The sequence below is a fragment of the Klebsiella oxytoca genome, assembly GCF_009707385.1.
In the GTDB taxonomy this organism is placed as follows: domain Bacteria; phylum Pseudomonadota; class Gammaproteobacteria; order Enterobacterales; family Enterobacteriaceae; genus Klebsiella; species Klebsiella oxytoca_C.
Genome location: NZ_CP046115.1, coordinates 5,165,448 through 5,190,459, shown reverse-complemented (window position 1 = coordinate 5,190,459; position 25,012 = coordinate 5,165,448). Strand labels below are relative to the sequence as shown.

General features: G+C 55.9%; 20 protein-coding genes, 1 tRNA gene, 1 other RNA gene and 1 pseudogene. 13 read left to right on the top strand and 10 right to left on the bottom strand.

The window, feature by feature from the left end:
* Window positions 1–73: 73 nt before the first annotated feature.
* Window positions 74–2,404 (top strand): molybdopterin guanine dinucleotide-containing S/N-oxide reductase, encoded by a 2,331-nt coding sequence (locus GJ746_RS24240; RefSeq protein WP_154682448.1) that lies wholly within the window; start codon window positions 74–76, stop codon window positions 2,402–2,404.
* Here the strand turns inward: GJ746_RS24240 and GJ746_RS24235 are convergent.
* The gene (locus GJ746_RS24235) at window positions 2,367–2,813 is read right to left on the bottom strand and encodes an N-acetyltransferase (RefSeq protein WP_154682447.1); all 447 of its coding nucleotides are present in this window, start codon (window positions 2,811–2,813) and stop codon (window positions 2,367–2,369) included. The two genes, GJ746_RS24240 and GJ746_RS24235, sit on opposite strands and share 38 nt — an antisense overlap.
* A complete protein-coding gene (gene tag / locus GJ746_RS24230; protein ID WP_154682446.1) occupies window positions 2,791–3,372 on the bottom strand; it encodes a DNA-3-methyladenine glycosylase I in 582 nt (193 codons plus the stop codon). The genes GJ746_RS24235 and tag overlap by 23 nt, the downstream gene beginning before the upstream one ends.
* A gap of 359 nt (window positions 3,373–3,731) precedes the next feature.
* Here tag and GJ746_RS24225 point away from each other — a divergent pair, with 359 nt between their 5' ends.
* From GJ746_RS24225 to GJ746_RS24205, 5 genes are all read left to right on the top strand, one after another.
* The gene (locus GJ746_RS24225; RefSeq protein WP_154682445.1) at window positions 3,732–4,373 is read left to right on the top strand and encodes an autotransporter outer membrane beta-barrel domain-containing protein; all 642 of its coding nucleotides are present in this window, start codon (window positions 3,732–3,734) and stop codon (window positions 4,371–4,373) included.
* A 239-nt stretch (window positions 4,374–4,612) separates the two neighbouring features.
* Window positions 4,613–5,815 (top strand): MFS transporter, encoded by a 1,203-nt coding sequence (locus GJ746_RS24220; protein ID WP_154682444.1) that lies wholly within the window; start codon window positions 4,613–4,615, stop codon window positions 5,813–5,815.
* Between the two features lie 241 nt (window positions 5,816–6,056).
* A complete protein-coding gene (gene eptB / locus GJ746_RS24215; protein ID WP_154682443.1) occupies window positions 6,057–7,745 on the top strand; it encodes a kdo(2)-lipid A phosphoethanolamine 7''-transferase in 1,689 nt (562 codons plus the stop codon).
* Window positions 7,746–7,834: 89 nt separating this feature from the next.
* Window positions 7,835–7,911: transfer RNA gene (locus GJ746_RS24210), tRNA-Pro, on the top strand.
* A gap of 33 nt (window positions 7,912–7,944) precedes the next feature.
* Window positions 7,945–8,076, top strand: a non-coding RNA gene (locus GJ746_RS24205) — RtT sRNA.
* Here the strand turns inward: GJ746_RS24205 and GJ746_RS24200 are convergent.
* A complete protein-coding gene (locus tag GJ746_RS24200) occupies window positions 8,067–8,357 on the bottom strand; it encodes a hypothetical protein (protein ID WP_154682442.1) in 291 nt (96 codons plus the stop codon). The two genes, GJ746_RS24205 and GJ746_RS24200, sit on opposite strands and share 10 nt — an antisense overlap.
* A 671-nt stretch (window positions 8,358–9,028) precedes the next feature.
* Here GJ746_RS24200 and dppA point away from each other — a divergent pair.
* The 5 genes from dppA to dppF all read left to right on the top strand — a co-directional run bounded on the left by dppA (window position 9,029) and on the right by dppF (window position 14,735).
* Window positions 9,029–10,636, top strand: coding sequence for a dipeptide ABC transporter periplasmic-binding protein DppA (dppA, locus tag GJ746_RS24195; protein WP_154682441.1), 1,608 nt, complete (start codon window positions 9,029–9,031; stop codon window positions 10,634–10,636).
* Window positions 10,637–10,799: 163 nt separating this feature from the next.
* Window positions 10,800–11,819, top strand: a complete 1,020-nt coding sequence (dppB, locus tag GJ746_RS24190; RefSeq protein WP_154682440.1) for a dipeptide ABC transporter permease DppB — start codon at window positions 10,800–10,802, stop codon at window positions 11,817–11,819.
* Between the two features lie 9 nt (window positions 11,820–11,828).
* Window positions 11,829–12,731, top strand: a complete 903-nt coding sequence (gene dppC / locus GJ746_RS24185; RefSeq protein WP_154682439.1) for a dipeptide ABC transporter permease DppC — start codon at window positions 11,829–11,831, stop codon at window positions 12,729–12,731.
* Between the two features lie 10 nt (window positions 12,732–12,741).
* Window positions 12,742–13,725 (top strand): dipeptide ABC transporter ATP-binding protein, encoded by a 984-nt coding sequence (dppD, locus tag GJ746_RS24180; protein ID WP_154682438.1) that lies wholly within the window; start codon window positions 12,742–12,744, stop codon window positions 13,723–13,725.
* The gene (dppF, locus tag GJ746_RS24175; protein ID WP_154682437.1) at window positions 13,722–14,735 is read left to right on the top strand and encodes a dipeptide ABC transporter ATP-binding subunit DppF; all 1,014 of its coding nucleotides are present in this window, start codon (window positions 13,722–13,724) and stop codon (window positions 14,733–14,735) included. The genes dppD and dppF overlap by 4 nt, the downstream gene beginning before the upstream one ends.
* Before the next feature lie 134 nt (window positions 14,736–14,869).
* On the opposite strand, the gene GJ746_RS24170 is transcribed toward dppF, so the two are convergent.
* From GJ746_RS24170 to GJ746_RS24140, 7 genes are all read right to left on the bottom strand, one after another.
* Window positions 14,870–16,468 (bottom strand): regulator, encoded by a 1,599-nt coding sequence (locus tag GJ746_RS24170; protein WP_154682436.1) that lies wholly within the window; start codon window positions 16,466–16,468, stop codon window positions 14,870–14,872.
* A gap of 16 nt (window positions 16,469–16,484) precedes the next feature.
* Complete coding sequence (locus GJ746_RS24165) at window positions 16,485–16,880, bottom strand: glutamyl-tRNA amidotransferase (protein WP_154682435.1); 396 nt, start codon at window positions 16,878–16,880, stop codon at window positions 16,485–16,487.
* Between the two features lie 61 nt (window positions 16,881–16,941).
* On the bottom strand, window positions 16,942–17,895 hold the full coding sequence (locus GJ746_RS24160; protein ID WP_154682434.1) for a carbamate kinase: 954 nt from the start codon (window positions 17,893–17,895) through the stop codon (window positions 16,942–16,944).
* Entirely contained in the window at window positions 17,888–19,288 is a 1,401-nt protein-coding gene (locus GJ746_RS24155; protein WP_154682433.1) for a DUF1116 domain-containing protein, read from the bottom strand. Before GJ746_RS24155 ends, GJ746_RS24160 begins: the two co-directional genes overlap by 8 nt.
* A gap of 3 nt (window positions 19,289–19,291) precedes the next feature.
* Window positions 19,292–20,842: an acyl-CoA synthetase FdrA gene (fdrA, locus tag GJ746_RS24150; protein ID WP_154682432.1), complete on the bottom strand. Its 1,551-nt coding sequence runs from the start codon at window positions 20,840–20,842 to the stop codon at window positions 19,292–19,294.
* A gap of 71 nt (window positions 20,843–20,913) precedes the next feature.
* Window positions 20,914–21,576 carry a cysteine hydrolase family protein gene (locus GJ746_RS24145; protein WP_154682431.1) on the bottom strand — a complete coding sequence of 221 codons (663 nt, stop codon included), beginning with the start codon at window positions 21,574–21,576 and terminating at the stop codon, window positions 20,914–20,916.
* 484 nt (window positions 21,577–22,060) lie between these two features.
* Complete coding sequence (locus tag GJ746_RS24140) at window positions 22,061–22,981, bottom strand: LysR substrate-binding domain-containing protein (protein WP_154682430.1); 921 nt, start codon at window positions 22,979–22,981, stop codon at window positions 22,061–22,063.
* A gap of 681 nt (window positions 22,982–23,662) precedes the next feature.
* Between GJ746_RS24140 and bcsO the strand changes: the two genes are divergently transcribed.
* Window positions 23,663–24,214 carry a cellulose biosynthesis protein BcsO gene (gene bcsO, locus GJ746_RS24135; RefSeq protein WP_154682429.1) on the top strand — a complete coding sequence of 184 codons (552 nt, stop codon included), beginning with the start codon at window positions 23,663–23,665 and terminating at the stop codon, window positions 24,212–24,214.
* A 1-nt stretch (window position 24,215) separates the two neighbouring features.
* Window positions 24,216–25,008, top strand: a pseudogene (locus GJ746_RS24130) (cellulose synthase operon protein YhjQ/BcsQ).
* Window positions 25,009–25,012: the final 4 nt, after the last annotated feature.

The window sequence follows — 25,012 nt, the reverse complement described above, 5'->3', positions numbered from 1 at the left end:
AATTTGTAAATAACATTGAACAACTGAATAACTTATCGTCACCATACCTGCTATCGCTGACCAGGAGCCTGCTTTGCCAACCTCATCTACCACTAAAACTATCCTGACCGCAGCCCACTGGGGACCCATGCTGGTCGAAACCGACGGAGAAAACGTCATCTCGTCGCGCGGGGCGCTTGATACGCCTTTTGCCAACTCCCTGCAAACGGCCGTGCGCGATCAGGTACATAGCAAGACTCGGGTGCGTTATCCGATGGTGCGTAAGGGATTTCTTGCGTCTCCTGAAAGTCCACAAGGCGTGCGCGGCAAGGATGAGTTTGTGCGGGTGAGCTGGGAACAGGCGCTGGATCTGATTCACGCTCAGCATCAACGCATTCGCGACAGTTATGGCCCGAGCGCCATCTTCGCGGGCTCCTACGGCTGGCGTTCTAACGGCGTGCTGCACAAAGCGGCGACGCTGCTCCAGCGCTATATGAGCCTGGCGGGCGGCTATACCGGGCATCTGGGGGATTATTCCACCGGCGCGGCGCAGGCAATTATGCCGTACGTGGTAGGCGGTAATGAGGTTTATCAGCAGCAGACCAGCTGGCCGATGGTGCTGGAACATAGCGAGGTGGTAGTGCTGTGGAGCGCTAACCCATTAAATACGCTAAAAATTGCCTGGAATGCTTCTGACGAACAGGGGATCCCGTGGTTTGACCGCTTGCGCCAGAGCGGGAAGCGGGTGATCTGCATCGATCCAATGCGATCGGAAACGGCGGAGTTCTTTGGCGATACGGCGGAGTGGATCGCGCCGCATATGGGCACTGACGTGGCGCTGATGCTCGGCATCGCCCACACGCTGGTGGTAAACGGCTGGCAGGATGATGCATTTTTGGCCCGCTACACCAGCGGCTACGACGTTTTTGCCCGCTATCTGACCGGGGAAAGCGACGGAACGCCTAAAACGGCAGAGTGGGCTGCCGAGATATGTGGCGTTAATGCAGATAAAATTCGCCAACTGGCAAAATTATTCCACGAAAATACCACGATGTTGATGTCCGGCTGGGGAATGCAGCGCCAGCAGTTTGGTGAACAAAAGCACTGGATGCTGGTGACGCTTGCCGCCATGCTCGGCCAGATTGGCACCGAGGGCGGAGGCTTTGGCCTCTCCTATCACTTTGCCAACGGCGGTAATCCAACGCGCCGCGCAGCGGTGCTGGCCTCGATGCCGGGTAGCGTGGCGGGTGGTACCGACGCGGTAGAAAAAATTCCGGTCGCTCGTATCGTTGAAGCGCTGGAGAACCCCGGCGCGGTCTATCAGCATAATGGTATGGAACGCCGCTTCCCGGATATTCGTTTTATCTGGTGGGCGGGCGGCGCCAACTTTACTCATCATCAGGATACCAATCGCCTGATCCGCGCCTGGCAAAAGCCGGAGCTTATCGTTATTTCCGAATGCTTCTGGACCGCGGCGGCGCGCCATGCCGATATCGTGCTGCCCGCGACCACTTCTTTTGAACGTAACGATATGACCATGACCGGAGATTACAGCAACCAGCATCTGGTGCCGATGAAGCGGGTGGTTGCGCCGCGCGATGAGGCGCGCGATGACTTCGATGTTTTTGCCGACCTTAGCGAACGCTGGGAAAAGGGCGGGCGGGAGCGCTTTACCGAAGGTAAAAACGATCTGCAGTGGCTGGAGACGTTTTATCAGATTGCCGCCCAGCGCGGGGCGCAGCAGCAGGTAACGCTGCCGCCGTTCGCCCAGTTCTGGCAGGCGAATCAGCTGATTGAAATGCCGGAAAATCCTCAAAACGCGCGTTTTGTCCGCTTTGCCGCCTTCAGGGCCGATCCGCTGGCAAACCCGCTGAAAACCGCCAGCGGTAAAATTGAAATACACTCGCCAACCATCGCCGGGTTTGCTTATCCTGATTGTCCTCCGCACCCGATGTGGCTGGCGCCGGACGAGTGGCATGGCAATGCTCAGGCAGGCCAGCTGCAGGTGCTTTCCGCGCATCCGGCGCATCGTCTTCACAGCCAGCTCAATCATACGTCGCTGCGCGAGCAGTATGCGGTGGCGGGGCGCGAACCGTTAACCATTCACCCGCAGGATGCGCAGGCGCGTAATATTGCCGATGGCGATCTGGTGCGGGTATGGAATTCACGCGGCCAGGTGCTGGCCGGCGCGGTGGTCACCGACGGCATTCGTCCGGGGGTTATCTGCTTGCATGAAGGAGCCTGGCCCGATCTTGACCCTCAGGCGGGCATTTGCAAAAACGGCGCCGTGAACGTGCTGACCAAAGATATTCCGACATCGCGGTTAGGCAACGGCTGCGCCGGAAATACGGCGCTGGCCTGGCTGGAAAAATATACCGGACCCGAGCTTACGCTAACGGCATTTGATCCGCCGACCAATGCATAATCCATGTCGGATGCTGGGTTTCATCCTGCCATGCGCAGTCTTCAATGCGGAAGCCTTGCGCATGGTAGAAATTCACCGCCTGCACGTTTTTCTGATACACCTCAAGGCTTAGCCAGCCGTAGTGTTTTTTGACTTCACCGATCAGGGCGCTGCCGATACCCTGCCTGGCGGCATCCGGCGCGACGAACAGCGCGCCGATGAAGCGGGATTCCATCACGCTGATAAAGCCCTTCAACGCGTCGCCCTGCTCCCAAACCCAGGTTCGGGCGGCGGGCAGATAAACGTCGCGTACTATCGCCAGACTGTCATGCCAGTAGCTTTCAGCGATAAACGGGTGCGCGTGGATCGTACTTTCCAGCCATAGTTCAAGCAGCGGGCCGGTTTCGTTAGCGTCCCAGTTGCGAATCATTCTGGCCTCCCGGGTGACAGAAGCAGTCGGTGACGTGGTCATTGACCAGACCGCAGGCCTGCATAAAGGAGTAGCAGATGGTTGAGCCGACAAACTTAAAGCCGCGTTTTTTTAGCGCTTTTGACAGCGCGTCCGAAGCCGGGGTAGTCGTCGGAATCTCCGCCAGGGTGGCGGCGTGAGTCACCTGCGGTTGATTGTCGACGAATGACCAGACGAAATCTGCGAAAGGTTCGCCATTTTCTTCCATTGCCAGGAAGGCACGGGCGTTACCGATGATGGCCTGAATTTTACCGCGATGGCGAATAATGCCGGCATCCAGAACCAGGCGTTCAACGTCTTCTTCGCCCATAGCCGCCACGCGAACCGGGTCAAACTGGTGAAAGGCGTTGCGGTAGTTTTCACGCTTTTTCAGCACAGTGATCCACGATAGTCCGGCCTGCTGGCCCTCAAGACAAATCATCTCAAACAGCTTCCGGGGATTCTTTTCAGCTACGCCCCATTCGCTATCGTGATACTCAATATATAAAGGATCCTGACTGACCCATCCGCAACGTTGCATCTGTCTCTCCCTTTTGTCATAAAACTCAGCCGTTCAACTTGACGGCTGAAAGATAAAGATAATAGTTAATACAGGGTTATTATCCCTAATACAGGGATATATCCGTCATACTTCAAGTTGCTTATGTGTTGGCTACGGATTACTCGGCCCATCCATGGGCCTCGCCCTCACGGGCCGTCGCAAGAGACGTTCAAATCTGCTCCCGGCAGATTTGTCACTCACCCCAGTCACATAGTTATCTATGCTCCTGGGGGTTCACTCCCTTGCCGCCTTAAAGCAACTCGAATTATTTAGGGTATAGGACACCCCATAAAAAACACAGCAACCTTGCCGTTTCGGCTCTTTTTGGAGTCGCATTAATGATAATAAAGAAATGCAATGGCCTCCGGGGACTCCTGGTCCCGGCTTGCGTATCAGTCTGGGCGTCGTGTGTTGTCGGTGCGAACGCCTGGCAACAGGAATATATCGCTATCGATACAAAAAGTAATACAGCAGAACGCTATACATGGGACAGCGATCACCAACCGCGCTATGAAGATATTCTCGCGGAACGAATAAATGCGTCCGATGAGGCTCCCGGGCTGGCGTTTAATCAGGCAATACCGCCTGCGGATAGCGCGCGCGGCATGAGCGTCGGCTGGAATTTCTCTCTGGTCGACGGCATAACCTCCGGCCCGGTAGCCAGTTTACATTCAGACCTGACGTCGCCCCCTCTTAGCCATAATCCGTCCGCAGCGGGTTACGTCAATACGCTGGGATGGCGGGTTGATTATCAGAAATTGTGGGGCGTACATCCCTGGGCGCAGGTGAGCTATAACCAGGGATTGACGGCGGATGCTGGTGGACCGAATCGTCAGGACGGGGCATGGCGTGACGTGACGTTGGGCGCGGATATGTCGCTCAACTCCCATCTTGCCGCCTGGGCGGCGCTATCGCAGGCGGATAATTTGCCCTCCGGGGAAAATTATCTCTATTTGATGGGCGTAAGCGCCAATTTTTAATTTATTCGCATCATGTTTGATTTAATTTGTTAACGTATTATTTACAGTAATGACGCATATTACAGCGATAGTGGGCACTAACTTTCCGGTAAATATTTAAGGTGTGAATGTTTTGCAATGTCATTCATTCCGCCTTTAATGCATTTCATTCCGCGCTGACGGCAGCTCATGCCTTTTTTCCCCAGACCCGGAGGGGACTTCGCTATTGTGGCGGCAGTTAATTATTCAGGACAACTGCTATGAACGCTGAGAACCGTCAATACACCCGCTGGCTTACCCTGCTCGGCACCATTATTACGCAATTTGCGCTGGGCTCGGTTTATACATGGAGTTTGTTCAATAGCTCTCTTTCCACCAAGCTGGATGAGCCGGTAAGTCAGGTGGCGTTCTCATTTGGCCTGTTAAGCCTCGGTCTGGCGCTCTCCTCATCCGTAGCGGGTAAATTACAGGAGCGTTTTGGCGTCAAACGCGTCACCATGGCGTCCGGCGTTTTGCTCGGCCTCGGGTTCTTTCTTACCGCACATTCAAACAGTTTGATGATGCTGTGGCTTAGCGCGGGTCTGCTTGTGGGGCTAGCGGACGGTGCCGGCTATCTGTTGACGTTGTCGAACTGCGTCAAATGGTTCCCGGAACGTAAGGGGCTGATCTCCGCCTTTTCTATAGGTTCCTACGGGCTTGGCAGCCTGGGTTTTAAATTTATAGATTCCCATCTGCTGGCGACGGTCGGCCTCGAGAAAACCTTTATTATCTGGGGCGCTATTGTGCTGGTGATGATCGTTTTCGGCGCGACGCTGATGACCGATGCGCCGGACCATACCGCTGTTGCGAATAATGGCGTGGTCGAGAACGACTTTACCCTTGCCGAATCGATGCGTAAGCCGCAGTACTGGATGCTGGCGGTAATGTTTCTGACTGCCTGCATGAGCGGTCTGTACGTGATTGGCGTGGCGAAAGATATTGCTCAGGGGATGGTGCATCTCGATGTGGCGACCGCAGCCAACGCGGTAACCGTGATTTCCATCGCTAACCTTAGCGGCCGTCTGGTGCTGGGGATTCTGTCCGATAAAATGTCCCGTATCCGGGTGATTACCATCGGCCAGGTTGTGTCGCTTATCGGTATGGCGGCGCTGCTGTTCGCCCCGCTGAACGCCACCACCTTCTTCGCCGCCATTGCCTGCGTGGCCTTTAACTTCGGCGGCACTATTACCGTTTTCCCGTCGCTGGTCAGCGAGTTCTTTGGACTCAATAATCTGGCGAAAAACTACGGCGTAATTTATCTCGGTTTCGGTATCGGCAGCATCTGCGGTTCGCTGATTGCTTCCCTGTTTGGCGGATTCTACGTGACCTTCTGCGTTATCTTCGCTCTGCTGATCCTTTCCCTGGCGCTGTCGACCACCATCCGCCAGCCGAAAAGTGAGATTTACCATCAGGCCCATGCCTGAAACAGGCGGGCGTCGTGCTCCTGATGTTTAATGAATTAAGCTAATAGTGCCTATCCAGCCAAATATTTTGTAAATGTTTGGCTGGATCACATTCCCTCCTGATACTTTTCCCGTTTGCTGTGGTCTACTTAGCGCGCTTTGTAGAGGTTTCTTATAACCAAGCTAAACGCACTTTATTAACCTGCTTACTTATATCGCTTAAGTAGGGCGGTTTTATCTTTTCGTTTTCCAGGTTTTTTGCATGAAATACATTAAAACGATGACGCAGCTGAAGCTAAGTATCTGGCTGGCGCTGTACATCGGCTGGTTTATGAACGCTGCCGTATTCTTTCGTCGTTTCGAAGGGTACGCTCAGGAATTTACCATCTGGAAAGGACTCTCAGGTGCAGTAGAACTGGTCGGGGCTTTCCTGGTCACCTTCTTTCTATTGCGTATTTTGTCGCTTTTCGGGCGCAGGGTCTGGCGTGTCCTCGCGACCATCGTCGTTATCTTCTCCGCTGCCGCCAGCTATTACATGACCTTCCTGAACGTAGTAATTGGCTACGGCATTATTGCGTCGGTAATGACCACCGATATTGATTTGTCCAGAGAGGTCATCGGCTTACATCTGATTCTCTGGCTGATACTGATGAGCGCGCTGCCGCTACTGCTTATCTGGAGCAACCGCTGTCGCTTTACACTGCTGCGCCAGATTCGTACGCCTGGTCAGCGTATGAAGAATATTACTATCGTGGTGCTGGCTGGACTGATGGTCTGGGGACCAATCCGTCTTCTTGAGGTCCGGCAGAAGAACTTCGAGCGCAGCTCAGAGGTCGACCTGCCAAGCTATGGCGGCGTGGTGGCCAACTCCTACCTGCCGTCTAACTGGCTTTCGGCGCTGGGGCTGTACGCGTGGGCGCAGGTTGATGAGTCTTCAGATACTAAATCCCTGATTAACCCGGCAAAAAAATTCACCTACGTAGCTCCTGAAGGGCTGGATGATACTTACGTAGTGTTTATCATCGGCGAAACTACCCGCTGGGATCATATGGGTATCCTTGGCTATAACCGCAATACCACCCCTAAGCTGGCGCAGGAGAAAAACCTGGTCGCTTTCCGCGGATACTCCTGTGATACCGCTACTAAGCTATCGCTGCGTTGTATGTTTGTACGTCAGGGCGGGGCGGATGATAATCCGCAGCGGACGCTGAAAGAACAGAATGTCTTTGCCGTCCTGCATCAGCTCGGTTTTACCGGCGACCTGTATGCTATGCAGAGTGAGATGTGGTTCTACAGCAACACGATGGCGAACAATATCGCCTATCGCGAGCAGATTGGCGCCGAGCCGCGCAACCGTGGGAAGAGCGTTGACGATATGCTGCTGGTGGACGAAATGCAGCGCGGTCTGGCGAAGAATCCTGGCGGTAAGCACCTGATCGTTTTGCATACCAAAGGTTCGCATTTTAACTACACCCAGAGATATCCTCGCAGCTTCGCGCAATGGCAGCCGGAGTGCGTGGGCGTCGATAATAAATGTTCGAAGGATGAGCTGATCAACTCGTACGATAACAGCGTGACCTATGTCGATCACTTTATCGTCAGCGTGCTGGATCAGCTGCGGGATAAGAAAGCGATTGTTTTCTATGCGGCCGACCACGGCGAGTCTATTAATGAGCGCGAGCATCTGCACGGCACGCCGCGCAAGATGGCGCCGCCGGAACAGTTCCGGGTACCGATGATGGTGTGGATGTCGGATAAGTATCTGGAATCTCCTGACCATGCAGCTTCATTTGCGCGCCTGAAGCAGCAGGCGGCGATGAAGGTACCGCGTCGTCATGTAGAGCTGTATGACACCATTATGGGCTGTCTTGGCTATACCTCGCCGGACGGCGGAATAAACGATTATAACAACTGGTGTCACGTGCCTGACGCTGCGGCGAAGAAGGGATAAGAGAGTGGCGAGTTTCTCGCCGTTTGAGCGACTTTTTCATAATAAGGCATTGACGGGTGTGTATCTCAGCAGTAAGATGCGCCCGCATTCGGTGATTGGCGCAGCCTGGTAGCGCACTTCGTTCGGGACGAAGGGGTCGGAGGTTCGAATCCTCTATCACCGACCAAATTCAAAAGCCTGCTCAACGAGCAGGCTTTTTTGCATCCGTAGTAGATGAGGATGAGAACCTCCGGGGGAAGAGGTTCGACTCGAGCGAAGCGAGAGAACGTTGCGTCAGCAACGGCCCGCAGGGCGAGCCACATAGTGGCGAGTCATCCTCTATCACCGACCAAATTCAAAAGCCTGCTCAACGAGCAGGCTTTTTTGCATCCGTAGGCTCGTGAAATCCCCGGCTCGCGCTGCGCTTAGCCGGGCTACAGGTTCACCGCCGACTACGGTCCGGTAGCCCGGACAGATGCGCAGCATCGCCTCCGGGAAATGCAGCCATATGTACACCGCTTCCGAGGGCGGCGCAAAGCGCCTTGCCTGGGCTACAGGTTCACCGCCGGCTACGGTCCGGTAGCCCGGACAGATGCGCAGCATCGCCTCCGGGAAATGCAGCCATATGTACACCGCTCCCGGGGGCGGCGCAAAGCGCCTTGCCCGGGCTACAAGTTCACCGCCGGCTGCGGGCCGGTAGCCCGGACAGATGCGCAGCATCGCCTCCGGGAGATATGCAGCTCGTCAGGAGTGCGAAAAAACGCATCCATCCTCATTTCCTGCCGCCAGTTCCCTGTTTTGTGACATCTTCCATTGTATTTTTTTATATATACTCCGATCTTTTTTCGCGAAGCTTATGGCTAACTTCAGCATTTTTCGCTGTGCGCTTTAACGTTCGCGCTATTTCTCGCTCACATATTGGTCACATTACAAGAATTTTTTACCATTTCACATAATTGCTTATCACTGGCTGCCGAAGGATATTAAGGGCTTTATTCTGTCTACTGGCCGCTAGCATAAATTTCTCTGCTGGAAATAGCGCTTTGCACTTTTTTTAATCTTTGCCCGCAGATTCTCACCCCGGATGTAAAACCAGGTTGGCTGTATTGACGTTTCCCCATTCTGTTGACAGATTGTAGGGCATGAGGGGCATTTGATGGAGAATCCGTACTGCAACTCAGTCGTTTTTGCGAAAGGAATCCCCATCTCTCTCAACGCTTTCGGGCACCACCGACCGGACCGGGCATAACATAAATAAAGGTCTGGCGGATATATGCAAACAACATCACATTTGGAGCAGAATAATGAGTATTTCCTTGAAAAAGTCAGGGATGCTGAAGCTTGGTCTGAGCCTGGTTGCCATGACCGTCGCAGCAAGCGTACAAGCGAAGACCCTGGTTTATTGTTCAGAAGGTTCGCCGGAAGGCTTTAACCCACAGCTCTTCACCTCTGGCACCACTTACGACGCCAGCTCGGTACCAATTTATAACCGCCTGGTCGAATTCAAAACCGGCACCACGGAAGTGATTCCTGGCCTGGCTGAAAAGTGGGAAGTTAGCGAAGATGGTAAAACCTATACCTTCCATCTGCGTAAAGACGTGAAGTGGCAGGATAACAAAGATTTCAAACCGACCCGCACGCTGAACGCCGATGACGTTGTCTTCTCATTCGACAGACAAAAAAATACCAACAACCCGTACCATAAAGTGTCTGGCGGCAGCTATGAATACTTTGAAGGCATGGGGCTACCTGACCTGATTAGCGAAGTGAAGAAAGTGGACGATAACACCGTCCAGTTTGTGCTGACTCGTCCGGAATCACCGTTCCTCGCTGACCTCGCCATGGACTTTGCCTCTATTCTGTCAAAAGAGTATGCCGACAACATGCTGAAAGCCGGTACGCCGGAAAAAGTGGACCTGAACCCAATCGGTACCGGCCCGTTCCAGCTGCTGCAGTATCAGAAAGACTCCCGTATTCTTTATAAAGCTTTCCCGGGCTACTGGGGCACCAAGCCGCAAATCGATCGCCTGGTCTTCTCCATTACCCCTGACGCTTCCGTGCGCTACGCTAAGCTGCAGAAAAATGAATGCCAGATCATGCCTTATCCGAATCCGGCAGATATCGCGCGTATGAAGGAAGACAAGAACATCACCCTGCTGGAGCAGCCGGGCCTGAACGTGGGCTACCTCTCTTTCAACACCGAGAAGAAGCCGCTGGATGATGTGAAAGTTCGCCAGGCGCTGACCTACGCGGTCAACAAAGAAGCGATTATCAAAGCGGTTTACCAGGGCGCAGGCCAGGCCGCGAAGAACCTGATCCCGCCGACGATGTGGGGCTATAACGACGACGTTAAAGACTACACCTACGACCCTGAGAAAGCGAAAGCGCTGCTGAAAGAAGCAGGCCTGGAAAAAGGCTTCACCATTGACCTGTGGGCAATGCCGGTACAGCGTCCGTATAACCCGAACGCGCGCCGTATGGCTGAGATGATTCAGGCCGACTGGGCTAAAGTTGGCGTCCAGGCCAAGATCGTCACCTTCGAGTGGGGTGAATATCTGAAGCGCGCGAAAGCGGGCGAACACCAGACCGTAATGATGGGCTGGACCGGCGACAATGGGGATCCGGATAACTTCTTCGCGACTCTGTTCAGCTGCGCTGCGGCCAAAGATGGCTCTAACTACTCCCGCTGGTGCTACAAGCCGTTTGAAGATCTGATTCAGCCGGCCCGCGCTACCGACGACCACAACAAACGCATTGAGCTGTACAAGCAGGCTCAGGTGGTGATGCATGACCAGGCTCCGGCGCTGATCGTCGCTCACTCCACCGTCTACGAGCCAGTGCGTAAAGAAGTCAAAGGCTACGTGGTCGATCCATTAGGTAAACACCACTTCGATAACGTCTCTATCGAATAATCAGCAAGACGTTCCCCTCTCCCCTGAGGGAGAGGGGCGGGTTGAGGGTGGGAAATAACTCCCCTCAACCTTACCTTCTCCCCCAGGGGAGAGGGAGTTTACTTTTGTGAGCAATACAGACGCCCTGTCACCAGGCGGGTCGTCACTAGAGAGAATCCGGGTTATGTTGCAGTTCATTCTCCGACGTTTGGGACTTGTCATCCCAACATTTATCGGTATTACCCTTCTCACTTTTGCCTTCGTCCATATGATCCCCGGCGACCCGGTGATGATTATGGCGGGCGAACGTGGTATTTCCCCTGAACGTCATGCGCAGCTGCTGGCCGAAATGGGTCTTGATAAACCCATGTGGCAGCAGTACGTCAACTATATTTGGGGCGTGATGCACGGTGATTTAGGCATCTCGCTGAAAAGCCGTATTCCCGTCTGGGAAGAGTTTGTACCACGCTTTAAAGCCACTATGGAGCTGGGCGTCTGCGCGATGATTTTTGCCGTCATCGTCGGGATCCCGGTTGGCGTGCTGGCAGCGGTCAAACGCGGCTCTATCTTCGACCACACCTCCGTAGGTCTGGCGCTGACCGGCTACTCTATGCCCATCTTCTGGTGGGGCATGATGCTGATTATGCTGGTCTCCGTGCACTGGAACCTGACGCCGGTCTCCGGGCGTATCAGCGATACCGTCTTCCTTGACGATACCCTTCCTCTGACCGGCTTTATGCTGATTGATACCGCGATTTGGGGCGAACAGGGCGACTTTATTGATGCGGTAATGCATATGATCCTGCCCGCCGTGGTGCTGGGCACCATTCCGCTGGCGGTGATCGTGCGTATGACGCGCTCATCGATGCTGGAAGTGTTGGGCGAGGATTATATCCGTACGGCGCGAGCGAAAGGGCTAACCCGTATGCGGGTGATCATCGTCCATGCTCTGCGTAATGCGATGCTGCCGGTGGTCACGGTTATCGGCCTGCAGGTTGGTACGCTGCTGGCGGGGGCTATTCTTACCGAAACCATCTTCTCCTGGCCGGGCCTTGGCCGCTGGCTGATTGACGCGCTACAGCGCCGCGACTATCCGGTGGTGCAGGGCGGGGTACTGCTGGTGGCGACGATGATTATTCTCGTCAACCTGCTGGTCGACCTGTTGTATGGCGTGGTGAACCCGCGTATTCGGCATAAGAAGTAAGGGGCCATCATGTCACAAATAACTGAAAATAAAGTTGTCGCCGCGCCGGTGCCAATGACCCCTCTGCAGGAGTTCTGGCACTATTTTAAACGCAACAAAGGCGCCGTCGTGGGGCTGGCTTATGTCGTGGTGATGATTATCATCGCCGTCTTCGCCAACTTCCTTGCGCCCTATAACCCGGCGGATCAGTTCCGCGATGCGCTGCTGGCTCCGCCGTTCTGGCAGGAGGGTGGTAGCGTAACCCATCTGCTCGGTACCGATGACGTTGGCCGCGATATCCTGTCGCGCCTGATGTACGGCGCGCGCCTGTCGCTGCTGGTCGGCTGTCTGGTGGTGGTGCTGTCGCTAATTCTCGGGGTGGTGCTCGGTCTGATTGCTGGCTATTTTGGCGGCGTTGTTGACTCGGTCATTATGCGCGTTGTCGATATTATGCTGGCCTTGCCGAGCCTGCTGCTGGCGCTGGTGCTGGTGGCGATCTTTGGTCCGTCGATCGTCAACGCCTCGATAGCGCTGACCTTTGTCGCCCTGCCACACTACGTGCGCCTGACCCGCGCCGCGGTGCTGGTGGAAGTGAACCGCGACTACGTCACCGCGTCTCGGGTGGCGGGCGCAGGCGCGATGCGCCAGATGTTTATCAATATTCTTCCAAACTGTCTTGCGCCGCTGATTGTTCAGGCGTCGCTGGGCTTTTCAAACGCCATTCTCGATATGGCCGCTCTTGGCTTCCTGGGCATGGGTGCGCAGCCGCCAACACCGGAGTGGGGCACCATGCTCTCCGATGTGTTGCAGTTCGCGCAGAGCGCCTGGTGGGTCGTCACCTTCCCGGGTGTCGCGATCCTGCTGACGGTGCTGGCATTTAACCTGATGGGTGACGGTCTGCGTGACGCGCTCGATCCCAAACTGAAGCAGTAAGAGGTTCGAGATGGCGTTATTAAATGTAGATAAACTATCGGTGCACTTCGGCGACGAAGGGACGCCGTTCCGCGCCGTAGACCGCGTGAGCTACAGCGTAAATCAGGGCGAAGTGGTCGGTATCGTCGGTGAGTCCGGCTCGGGTAAATCGGTCAGCTCGCTGGCGATTATGGGGCTGATTGACTACCCCGGCCGGGTGATGGCTGAAAAGCTGGAGTTTAACGGCCGCGACCTGAAGCGCATTTCCGAAAAAGAGCGCCGCCAGCTGGTGGGTGCGGAAGTGGCGATGATCTTCCAGGACCCGATGACCAGCCTGAATCCGTGCTATACCGTTGGCTACCAGATTATGGAAGCCATCAAGGTCCACCAGGGCGGCAATAAGAAAACCCGCGTGCAGCGGGCGATCGACCTGCTGACGCTGGTCGGTATTCCCGACCCGGCTTCGCGCCTTGATGTCTATCCACACCAGCTTTCCGGCGGTATGAGCCAGCGCGTCATGATTGCGATGGCTATCGCCTGTCGGCCAAAGCTGCTGATTGCCGATGAACCGACGACGGCGCTGGACGTGACCATCCAGGCGCAGATCATTGAGCTACTGCTGGAGCTGCAGCAGAAAGAGAATATGGCGCTGATCCTGATCACCCACGATCTGGCGCTGGTGGCCGAAGCGGCGCACAAAATCATCGTTATGTACGCGGGTCAGGTCGTGGAAACCGGCGACGCGAAGGATATCTTCCGCGCCCCGCGCCATCCGTACACCCAGGCGCTGCTGCGCGCGCTGCCGGAGTTTGCCCAGGATAAAGCGCGGCTGGCCTCGCTGCCGGGCGTGGTGCCGGGCAAATATGACCGTCCGAACGGCTGTTTGCTCAACCCGCGCTGTCCCTATGCGACGGACAAATGCCGCACTGAAGAACCTGAGCTGAACCTGCTCAACGGCGGTCGCCAGTCAAAATGTCATTACCCACTTGATGATGCCGGGAGGCCTGGGCTATGAGTACGCATGAGGCCACCACGCAACAGCCGCTGTTGCTGGCCACCGATCTGAAAAAATACTATCCGGTGAAGAAGGGGCTATTTGCGCCGGAGCGCCTGGTCAAAGCGCTGGATGGCGTCTCATTTACCCTTGAACGCGGCAAAACGCTGGCAGTTGTCGGGGAGTCCGGCTGCGGTAAATCGACGCTTGGTCGTCTGCTGACGATGATCGAAATTCCCACCGGCGGCGAGCTGTATTATCAGGGCCAGGACCTGCTTAAGCACGATCCGCAGGCGCAGAAGCTGCGTCGGCAGAAAATCCAGATTGTGTTCCAGAACCCCTACGGTTCGCTAAACCCGCGCAAAAAGGTGGGGCAGATTCTGGAAGAGCCGCTGCAGATCAACACCAGCTTAAGTAAAGAGCAGCGTCGTGAGAAAGCGCTGGCGATGATGGCGAAAGTCGGCCTGAAAACCGAACACTACGACCGCTATCCGCATATGTTCTCCGGCGGCCAGCGTCAGCGTATCGCGATTGCCCGCGGTCTGATGCTTGATCCGGACGTGGTGATTGCCGATGAACCGGTCTCCGCGCTGGACGTTTCGGTGCGCGCGCAGGTACTGAACCTGATGATGGATTTGCAGCAGGAGCTGGGGCTTTCTTACGTCTTTATCTCCCACGACCTGTCGGTGGTTGAGCACATTGCTGATGAAGTGATGGTGATGTATTTAGGCCGCTGCGTGGAGAAAGGGTCGAAGGATCAAATTTTCAACAACCCGCAGCATCCTTATACTCAGGCGCTGCTGTCGGCAACGCCGCGCCTGAATCCGGATGACCGCCGCGAACGCATTAAGCTGACCGGCGAGCTGCCGAGCCCGCTGAATCCGCCGCCGGGCTGCGCGTTTAACGCCCGCTGTCGTCGTCGCTTCGGCCCATGTACCCAGCTTCAGCCGCAGCTGAAAGACTACGGTGGCCAGCTGGTGGCCTGCTTTGCCGTCGACCAGGATCAAAACGGCGAGAAACCGCTGAGCTGATAATCAGGTATTGTCTTCCCCGGTGGCGCTAACGCTTACCGGGGCTACGGGTTCGCAGACGCCTGCGTTCCCGTAGCCCGGCTAAGGCGTTACGCCGCAAGCCGGGGAAAATCCCGGCAGCGGCGGTTTATGACTTAATGTACCACCTCATCACCATTATCAATTGGCGACCAGTCAATTTTCCCTTCTTCCTGAACCTGTCGCCAGGCCATAAAGGTCAGGAACAGCGTGGCAACGCCATAGCCAAACGTCACCGTCGGTGAAGCGTTAAACGCCATCTGATGGCCGTGAATAAAGCCGAAGAACGACAGGACGGTGGCCGCAGCGGCATAAAGCGCCGCCCAGTTAAAGCGCCGGTCGATAATAAACGCGGCAATGGCGCCCATCATCAGGCCCGCCAGTACCGCCCCGCCGCCAGTCGTTGCCATGCCGTGATACAGCACGCCATTATTGGCCATGGTATTCACCACCTCCGTCGGGAGATTGACGGTATTAGCCCCGGCGGCGGCCAGCGCGCCATCGACCTGGGTCTTCGCCCATTCGGCGATATTCGGCACCAGCGCCAGCACGATGGCCGGAGCGTGGCGTTTGGGCGAAACCTGAAACGCCTGAGCGCCAATGACCAGACCGATAAACAGCAGAATCGGCACAATCGCCACCAGTGGGATAATCGACAGCAGCAGCGCAGTTAAGCCCAGAAAGCAGACGACAGCCATGCAAATGCCGGTTACCAGCGAATAGCCGATACGCCCACCCATCGCTTTCCAGCCCGGATGACCGATATAGACTGCGGGCGGGAACGGTGAACCCAAGAGCGCGCCGACAATTGCGCCCAGTCCGTCAGCCGCCAGTACCGCGCGCAGGTTGTAGCTATCGCCGCCTACTGCCGCGGACTCAACGTTGTTGAGGATTTCGGTAAAGTTGAAAATCCCTAGCGGGATTGCCGTCACCAGCAGCGGCCATACCAGATGCATGGGGACGTTAAAGACATCGGTTGATAGGGTAGGTAAATAGAGCGAGAAGCGCCCCGCCGCCTCTTTGACTTCCGCCGGATTCATCAGGTCGCTAAAGCCGAGCCAGGTTGCGCCCCAGCCCAGCAGGCAGCCCACCAGAACCACCGCCAGTCCGCCCGGTAGACCAAACGGCAGACGTACGTTACCGACCCAGTTGAGCAGGATAATGGCGAAGCAAACAATACCTATCCACGCGGTATCGAACATCTGATACGCCGGACGCATGGCGATAAACGCAATCGCGATACCTGCAAGCGTGCCCAGCATCGCGGCTCGCGGCGTATATTTACGAATCGCCGGGCCAACCAGCACGCCAGCCAGCACAATGAAGCCGACGATCATTGCCCAGATAAGCCCCAGCTTCCACGCCAGCATCCAGTCCTTATGGATAAGCAGCGTTGGTAGCATTACGACGAACACGACGATAAACATATGCGGCACGCTTGGCCCATACGGTAGGGCCGTCACGGTGTCGCGGCCCTCTCGTTTTGCCAGACGCCAGGCAAGCCAGGCATAAAAGAGGTTACCCAGCGGTAGTGCGATACCGAGCGCCGGCAGGATGCGGCCATAGACCGTCGCTGCCGGAATCTGCGCGACATACAGCGCCAGGCCTGACAGAACCAGCACGTTCAGCAGTACGTTAGTAAAGAGTCCGAAAAAAGCGTTAAGATCGCCCGTCACCCATAGCCGTGGGCGGATAGTGAGTTTTCCTTGCTCCATAATCCTTCTCCTGATGTTAATCAGTCAGATGATGACCGGTATATGCGCGCCAGCCGCCGAGGTCGGTGATCTCCGGCTGTCCTTTAACCAGCCATGATTCCGCCAGAACGCCCAAAACTTCGCTGCCGTCTTCCAGTACCACTTTACCAATACAGAGCCCGGCAGGTTCTTTTTGCAGAATATTTCCCAGCCCGGCCGGAGGAACCGCCCAGATTTCCAGCGCAATCTTCGCCCCGCCTTCGGGCGAGCGAATCATGCCCGGATGATCGTCATTGATGCTCCAGCAGCGGTAGCAGGGCGCCGTTTTATCTTCACGAACAAATTCAGCATTTACAGCCAGCATGTTGGGATTGAGCTTCAGGCCTCGCATCAGCGTGCCGTTGACCGCCAGTAGAATTTTGCTATCCGACATCTTTTTATCCTTATTTCTCTGAATACAGGGCCGCCATTCGCCGTGCGCATGGCGGCATAAATTAACCGATAAACCGGGTTCCGCCGTTGCCGCCAATGGCCCGAACGATAGCCTCCGGGCTGGTAATTAGCCCGACGCCTGCCGGATTACCTCTGAGATAGGTCAACATGGCTTCGACTTTTGGCGCCATGCTTCCCGCGCCGAACTGACCGCTTGCGAGCAGCGTTTGCGCTTCTGCTAACGTCAGCGTGTCGAGCCAGCGCTGCTCAGGGGTACCAAAGTTGATAGCGACCCGTTCAACGCCGGTTGGGATGAGCAGCATATCCGCCTGTAATTCGCAGGCCAGCAGCGCCGAAGCCCGGTCCTTATCGATGACCGCCTGAGCGGCGATGAGCTTGCCTGAGGCATCGCGCCAAACCGGAATGCCGCCGCCGCCGCAGGCAATAACCAGAACGTTTTGTTCGAGCAGGGTGCGAATGACCGGCGTTTCAATGACCTCTTGCGGAGCGGGCGAGGCTACGACGCGTCGCCAGCCGCGGCCAGAATCTTCCGCGATATCCCAGCCCTGTGCGTTCGCCAGCGTTTCCGCCGTTTCCTGCGTCATATAGTCGCCGATAGGCTTATCAGGATGGCTGAAGGCGGAATCGTTGGGGTCGATCAGCGTCTGCGTTACCAGCGCGACCACCGGCGTGGTAGCAATACCACGTGCGGACAACGCGTTGTTGAGGGCGTTCTGAAACATAAAGCCAATGGCGCCCTGGGTATCGCCAACCGCGTACTCCAGCGGTACCCCGGGGACGGCGTCTTTGGCTATCTCGCTCCGGCGCAGGATAAAACCCACCTGCGGACCGTTGCCGTGCGTCAATACCACGCGCCAGCCTGCGGCAATCAGATCGACGACGTTTTCAGCGGTGGCCTTTACCGCTTCGTACTGCTGCTCCAGCGCGTTTTCGCCGGGATTGCGGATTAGCGCATTGCCGCCGACGGCCACGACGGCGATTTTCGTTTTAACCATGAGATACCTCCTCTGCCAGCGCGAGAAGCGCAGCGGTAAAACAGGCCAGCGGCGCGGTGGTGATCCCCGCGCCTATCTGCCCTACGCCCGCATGTTTATGGGCAATCCCGGTGTTGATGACCGGCAAAATATTGCGGTCGACAACGTAGCGGGCATCGATACCACAGCCGCTACCGGCGAAGTTCAACGCCGGCAGCGTGAACGCCGGATGAGTCGTGAGAGTGATCTCCTGCATCGTCAGACTATGGCGCACGGCATCGGCCGGCGTACCGCCGACGAATTTGACGATTGCCGGCGAAGCCGCCATCGCAAATCCGCCAATCCCGGCGGTCTCGGTGATCGCCGAGTCGCCTAAATCCGCCGCCGCATCGTCTATGCCGTAGCCCGGGAAGAACAGGCCGTCGACCGGGTTTGCCGGAGCCTGGAACCAACGGTCACCGGTACCGGAAAGGCGAATACCGAAGTTAACGCCGTTGCGCGCCATCACCGTGACCATTGAGCTGTGCGGCACATCGCAGGCGGCATCCAGCATCGATTTACAGGCCGCCATCGACAGGTTAAGGAAGAAGTGATCGTTGGCGGCGATAAATTCGAGGGCTTCCGGGCCATGCTCAATACGCGCCAGATGCGGCGCCAGGCGTTTAAAGAACAGCCCGCTTGCCGCCGCGTTGCGGTTATGGCACTCGTCGCCCATATGCAGCGCCTGGGCAATCAGCGGTTTGAGTTCGATTTCACCGCTCAGCGCCAGCGCCTGCTTCAGCGCGGGAGCCAGCACATCACCCATCCAGGCGAGACGACTCAGCACATCTTCATTATTGGCGCCGAAACGCAGCACTTTGCCGAGTCCTTCATTGAAGTTACAGAACGCGCGGTTGCCGTGAGTACGGTTTTCCACCACCCATACCGGCATAGAAGGGCTGATAATCCCGGCCATCGGCCCGGTTGCATGGTGGTGGTGGCACGGCTCGAGGTCTACCTGTCCCGTTGCCGCCATTTGCATCGCTTCTTCCGTGCTGCTGGCCCAGCCCTCGAAGACAATGGCGCCAGCAATCGCGCCCTGCATCGGTCCGCACATGTTGGCCCAGGCGATTGGCGGCCCGGCATGCAGGATTTTACGTATCCCATTAAGACCTGAAATCGCCTCGCTGGCCCTGGCGATATCGACCAGTACCGGCTGGGCGTCGAGATAGCGCTGCAGCGCCTGTTGATTAGCGGCTTTTATCCGCTCGTCGGCCAGCAGAGTCGCCAGCGTCCAGCCGGTTTGCTCATTGCCCTGGGCGACCGGTTGCCATTGCAGGTGGAGTACTTCGCCGCCGGCTTCGCGCAGATTATCGGCAAAACTTTCCAGCCCGAGATTGATCACCGAAAGCGGTTGTTGAAATAACGTCGTCATAATTTATTTCCGTTGTTGCGCGATAAATGCCGCCAGGCGAGCGGCCTCAATGTTGCTGTCAGCTACCACTACCCCGGCATGCTGCAGCAGCGCTATCTGCTGTGCTCTGTCCTGCGGGTCGGCGTCCGTGCCGCAGACGTGAGCGAGCAAGACAATGTGGCGCTGCCCGGCAGCTTCAATACGCTGAATTTCTTCGATGACGGGAAGCAGAGCGCTGCATGGCTCGCTGCTGGCGCCATAGCCCAGCACGATGTCAAACAACAGAACGGCTGTGCGCGGATCGAGAGCTTCCGAGAGCAGGCGCGCGTTACGCAGCGCAGGGTCGATCATCGGATGCGGACGTCCCTGGGTGAACTCATCGTCCCCCATGTCCACCAGGCTGTGCCCGTGACCGTGGTTTTTGTCGAGTAACGCCCGCGCGCCCGCCACCGGGGCATTGGACTCACAGGATAATCCTGCCGCCTGAAGCGCGAGCTGGGCTTCATAGCAGAACGTTCCACCAGCGAAAACGCCGCGGATATCGCTTTGCTCAACGCTCATCCCGGCAATCCACTGCATTGCCTGTTGCTGTAGCGGTTCCGATAAGCCATGGCTGGCGGCTGGCGTTTCGCCCCTCAGCGTGGCTACAGCAATGTCCGCTGCATGTTGCAGGCTGTGTGCCGGAATGATGCCGTAGGCCAGCAGCGCCGCATCGCTTGCGCCGAGGAAATGCGCCACAACGGGCTTACCGCACTGGCGCGCAGCCTCCAGCACTTTATCCATAATGGCAGGTGAGGGCGGCTTAGAGACCAGCGCAATCAGCCGGGTATCGGGGTCGTCCGCCAGCATTGCGATCCCTTGCAGCATGCTCAGGCCGCCGATCTCTTCATGCAGATCGCGACCGCCGGTGCCGATGGCTTGTGAAACTCCTTCGCCGAGATGATGAATGCGGCAGCTCACTTCCTGTAAACCGGTGCCGGAAGCGGCCACGAGGCCAATCGACCCGCGACGGACCACGTTAGCAAATCCCAGCGGCATACCATTGACGATCGCGGTGCCGCAGTCAGGTCCCATCACCAGCAGATTCCGCTGGCGTGCATACTGTTTTATGGTCGCTTCCTGGCACTCCGGAACGTTATCGCTGAACAGCATCACGTTCAGGCCCGCGGCGAGCGCTTTGAGCGCTTCAGCGGCGGCGTAGCTGCCCGGAACGGAAATCAGCGCCAGGTTAGCCTGGGCGCGCGCTTCCACGCCTTCGGCAATGCTGGTCGCGGGACGGCGGGCGGTTCCTTCGGTGTTTTCCGTGGGCGTTGGCGGGCTCAGCAGCTCATCCGCCAATGCCAGCGCCCGTTGTGCCGTCTCCTCATCGGCCAGCAGCGCAATAAGCAGGTCGTTAGGGCGAGCTTCAAGCTCTACGGGCATTCCCGCATCGCGCATGCGTTCGATGTTGGCCGCCGTCGCCATGGCGACGGAAGCTTGTTCAACCCCCTCCATGGCGTTAAGTTTTGCGGAAACCTGCATCAACGAGACGGAGTCTTTATACAGGTTAGGGAAACATTGGTAATGCAGAGTCATTTCCTGTCCTCGGGCAATAAGAGGCCACCGCCACTCACGTGGCGGAAGATTATTACCGGTTGTCGAAAAAATTAGTTTCGCAGTGCGCCGATGATGCTTGCTGAATCGCTGACCCAGCCGACGATGGCTCCCTGGGCTTTCATCATGTCGAGCGCGGCGCGATGGAATTCTGGAAAGTAGGAGGCGCAGCAGTCTTCGGGGATCACCAGCTCATACCCTCTGTCATTGGCTTCCCTTGCGGTGGTTTGTACGCAGACTTCCGTGGTTACGCCGCAGATAATCAGTGACTTAATACCGCGAGTTTGCAAAATCAGCCCCAGATCGGTGGCGTAGAAAGCCCCTTTACCGGGTTTATCGATAATGGGTTCGCCGGGCAGCGGCAAGAGCTCCGGGATTATGTCGTGGCCCTGCTCGCCGCGGATTAGGATGCGGCCCATCGGGCCGGACTCGCCGATAAATGTTTTACCGCCTCGGGTTTTTTTCGCCTGGGGACAGTCGGTCATATCTGCGCGATGGCCTTCCCGAGTATGAATAATAAATAAGCCCGCGGCTCTGGCCTGCTCCAGTAGCTGACGGCATGGGACGATAGTTCTGCGCAGATGCGAGACGTCATTCCCCAGCACTTCACCAAAACCGCCGGGTTCGACAAAGTCACGCTGCATGTCGATGATGATCAGGGCGGTACTGGCAGGATCAAACGTGAAATCAAAAGGTTGAGCTTGAATAGTTCGCATAAACGATCCCTTGTTAGCTATGACTACACTAGTTGCAGTCTATGGAGAGAATTCTGCGGATGCGCAGAAAGGTTTTCTGCTTATCCCTCAAAAAATATGAGGGATAAATCCATATCGACACGGCAAAATGGCTGCGATCCCGATGCCATGGGGACTGCGGTAAAAAGGAGATATCAGGCGCACGGACATCGGAGCGAAAATGGATGTGCAAAAGTGTGAAGCCCCTCGGAAAATAAGGATAACCTATGACTCTGAATGCGCTTAAGCATTGCGCCATGCTGAAGGGTGGGCAGGAGGGGCGCGTACATTCGGTCTTCACCCATGCCTGAAATGCTGGGGCATGCATGCCGAGGCCGCCACAGTCAGCATTTATTAGCCGCGGTGACGTTTTCTGCGGCCGATTTTTGTGCGGCGGCTCATTATGGCCATACTTCAGTCCTGGATATGCTGGCCGGTATGGCGGCGATGGTTAGCGTGTTAGCGGCTAACCGGCTTCGCTGAGATCGGTTAAAAACCCCTGCAGAACGTCTGCCCGCTGTAGCTGAGTTAACCACCAATGGCAGCAGGGCCGGGGAGGCTCATTTTGCCAGGCGAGGAAAAGCGGCGTCGGGGGTTTACTGACATCCACCGGCACGCTTACCAGACTGCCGTTATCAATGTAGCGCTGGCAAAAATGGCGAGGAAGAAAACCGATTCCCAGGCCGTGGAGATGCATCGCGATTTTACTGTGATAATCGGCGGCAACCAGCGCTTTCTGTCCGCGTAATTGCCAGGCTACCTTCGGCTCCAGCTGTACGGAGGTATCCTGGATACAAATAGCGGGATAGCGGCGCAGGTCGTCGGCCTGTAGCGGCCGATGTACCGCAGCCAGCGGATGGTGGGGGGCAATGGCAAACAGCCACTCAACGGCGGGCATTTCCGCACAAAGTACTTCACCGCTACGAACCACCTGATTAGGCGCGCCGATAGCAATATCCGCCCGTTTTTCCAGCAGGGCATCCCAGACGCCATCGTGCACATCGATACTTAACTGAATCTCGGTTTGTGGGAAGTGTTGCTCGCTTTGTTTCAACAGCGCATATAGCGGCTGCAGGCTGATAATATTATTCAGCGTCAGGCTTAAGCTTGTCTCGGCACCGCTGGCAATACGACGGGTAGTGTGCTGTAACTCCCCCAGTTCGCTCAGGATCAGTTGGCCTTTTTTGATGAAATAGCGGCCCGCCTCCGTCAGGATCAGCTGTTTGCCCTGGCGCTGAAACAGTTTGGCTCCAAGCTCATCCTCCAGCTTGTGTACCGTATAGCTGAGCGCCGTCGGCACCTTATGCAGCTCCTCGGCCGCAGCGCTAAAGCTGCCACAGCGTGCGATGGTGACGATGACGTTCAATGCCTGGACGTTTATCAACATGCCTTCTTCCTGCCGGTAGCCTGAACAATCCCTTCATGACCGGGAACATAAAACGAACATTTATCGAATATAGAGGATTTTAAATCACTCTGTCCATTGGCCGGGGTAACTCTATGAATATATTTTATTTTAATTTTCCTGGGCCCTGCTTAAATTGTAAAAAGAACGTATGGCGACGGTTAGCGCTGTTCTTTGTTGCCCGGTCAACTCATTATATTTTTGATTTTTGGATAACATCCTGAGCTATTTATTTTAACCCTGAACGTTACTTATTTTTTTAATAAGCATGGTAAGTAATATCTAAACACATGAAAAAATATTAAAATGTATTCTCTTTAGCGCCCGGCAGGCGTGTATTACGCCAATTTTAAAAATGTAGGCAGTATAAAAAACTACTCAACGCTAATAGCCTCTCAGGTAGCGGGGAGATTGACGGTGCGGACGCCTAAAAAATGGGGGCTATCATTTTGAAAAAGAACTGATAGTGTAGCCACACTACCACTATGGAATTACACCAATCCGGATTAATTTAAATAATCAAATCGATACTTTAGTTTGCGTATTGTTACGTACTAAATGTGGGCGACTGCCGAAAAAAACAACAAATTAAACTATGCTTTAGCGGTATAGAGTGACAATTAAAAAAGATTAAATTGATGTATTTAAATCATGAGGTTATCTATGAACCATTATGATGATTTGCAGCGCTTCAAGGAAAAGACGCGGACACTCAGTCTAAAATTCAAGGACCTTTCATCAGAAGCCGCCGCCGGTGAAAAAGGGGATTGGGTTATTCTCAACCAACTTATTCCTGCGGAAGAAAAATCCTCTTTGGCTATGGGAGGGTCAGTTTCGTTACCGCAGCCGCAGCTGGTTCCTGCAGATATGTTCCACAAGGTGGAACCTGAGGCCGTTCAGCGGACAGTCGAACCCTCTTTTGTTACTCCGGCCATGACCATTCCTGAGGCTGCGGCGGTATCCGCGCCGCGGCCCGCCCCCGTACAGACTGAGGCGCAGGCAAGCGCGGCTGCGCCTGAATCAGCCCCTCTGGCGGCGGCGTCTCAACCGCCATCTGCCAGCGTCTCTGCCCCGGCAATTCGACCCCGCCCGGCGACAGCGCCGACGGCGGAAGGTTTTGCCCATCTTTTTGCCGCCAAAACCGTGGAGCCGGTGGCAAAAGATAAAGATCAGTCCCTGAAATCTCTCTTAGAAAGGATTGCTACATGCCGTTGATCTGCGTGTGTTCTCCCAAAGGCGGCGTAGGAAAAACGACCCTGGCGGCAAACCTGGCCTGGGCGCTTGCGCGCGCAGGCAGCAAAGTTCTGGCTCTGGATTTTGATGTGCAGAACGCTCTGCGTCTGCATTTTGGCGTGCCTCTCGGCGATGAGCGCGGCTATGTCGCCAAAGCGCTGGATCTCCATGACTGGAGCCAGTGCGTGTTAAGCGCCGGCAGCAATATTTTCGTTCTGCCCTACGGCGACGTGAGCGAAGCGCAGCGCCAGGCTTTTGATGAACGATTGATTCTCGATGAGCATTTCCTGACGCGCGGTCTGGCTGCACTCCTCAATTATCCAGGGTTGATTACTATCGCCGACCTGCCGCCTGGCCCTTCGCCCGCGCTAAAGGCGCTGGCTCCGCTTGCCGACATGCATCTGGTACCGCTGCTGGCGGATACCGCGTCGATGTCCGCGTTGTCGCACATTGAAAAACAGCGCCTGACCGGCGATGAGCTCAACGATAAACATGGGCACTATTTTGTCATTAATCAGAGCGACAACCGTCGCCAGGTCAGTCGCGATGTTACGGCGCTGATGGAAGAAAAGCTGGGCGATCGTCTGCTGGGTATCATCCATCGTGATGAAAGCGTGGTGGAAGCAAACGCTTCCCAGAAGTCGATACTCGACTTTAATTCATCCTCTGCAGCCGCCTTTGATATTGAAATTATTGCCAAAAAAATCTCTGCGCAGTTGGGTATCAATATTGGCGATGGCAAGGTGCATAACCAGCCTCGCAGGTCAGGGCTTTAATTTA

Coding starts and splice junctions, on each gene's coding strand:
- GJ746_RS24225 (WP_154682445.1), top strand. CDS start 3,732: ATGATAATAAAGAAATGCAATGGCCTCCGGGGACTCCTGGTCCCGGCT.
- dppB (WP_154682440.1), top strand. CDS start 10,800: ATGTTGCAGTTCATTCTCCGACGTTTGGGACTTGTCATCCCAACATTT.
- fdrA (WP_154682432.1), bottom strand. CDS start 20,842: ATGACTCTGCATTACCAATGTTTCCCTAACCTGTATAAAGACTCCGTC.
- bcsO (WP_154682429.1), top strand. CDS start 23,663: ATGAACCATTATGATGATTTGCAGCGCTTCAAGGAAAAGACGCGGACA.
- GJ746_RS24145 (WP_154682431.1), bottom strand. CDS start 21,576: ATGCGAACTATTCAAGCTCAACCTTTTGATTTCACGTTTGATCCTGCC.
- GJ746_RS24165 (WP_154682435.1), bottom strand. CDS start 16,880: ATGTCGGATAGCAAAATTCTACTGGCGGTCAACGGCACGCTGATGCGA.
- eptB (WP_154682443.1), top strand. CDS start 6,057: ATGAAATACATTAAAACGATGACGCAGCTGAAGCTAAGTATCTGGCTG.
- GJ746_RS24155 (WP_154682433.1), bottom strand. CDS start 19,288: ATGACGACGTTATTTCAACAACCGCTTTCGGTGATCAATCTCGGGCTG.
- tag (WP_154682446.1), bottom strand. CDS start 3,372: ATGCAACGTTGCGGATGGGTCAGTCAGGATCCTTTATATATTGAGTAT.
- dppF (WP_154682437.1), top strand. CDS start 13,722: ATGAGTACGCATGAGGCCACCACGCAACAGCCGCTGTTGCTGGCCACC.
- GJ746_RS24220 (WP_154682444.1), top strand. CDS start 4,613: ATGAACGCTGAGAACCGTCAATACACCCGCTGGCTTACCCTGCTCGGC.
- dppA (WP_154682441.1), top strand. CDS start 9,029: ATGAGTATTTCCTTGAAAAAGTCAGGGATGCTGAAGCTTGGTCTGAGC.
- GJ746_RS24140 (WP_154682430.1), bottom strand. CDS start 22,981: ATGTTGATAAACGTCCAGGCATTGAACGTCATCGTCACCATCGCACGC.
- GJ746_RS24170 (WP_154682436.1), bottom strand. CDS start 16,468: ATGGAGCAAGGAAAACTCACTATCCGCCCACGGCTATGGGTGACGGGC.
- GJ746_RS24235 (WP_154682447.1), bottom strand. CDS start 2,813: ATGATTCGCAACTGGGACGCTAACGAAACCGGCCCGCTGCTTGAACTA.
- dppD (WP_154682438.1), top strand. CDS start 12,742: ATGGCGTTATTAAATGTAGATAAACTATCGGTGCACTTCGGCGACGAA.
- dppC (WP_154682439.1), top strand. CDS start 11,829: ATGTCACAAATAACTGAAAATAAAGTTGTCGCCGCGCCGGTGCCAATG.
- GJ746_RS24160 (WP_154682434.1), bottom strand. CDS start 17,895: ATGGTTAAAACGAAAATCGCCGTCGTGGCCGTCGGCGGCAATGCGCTA.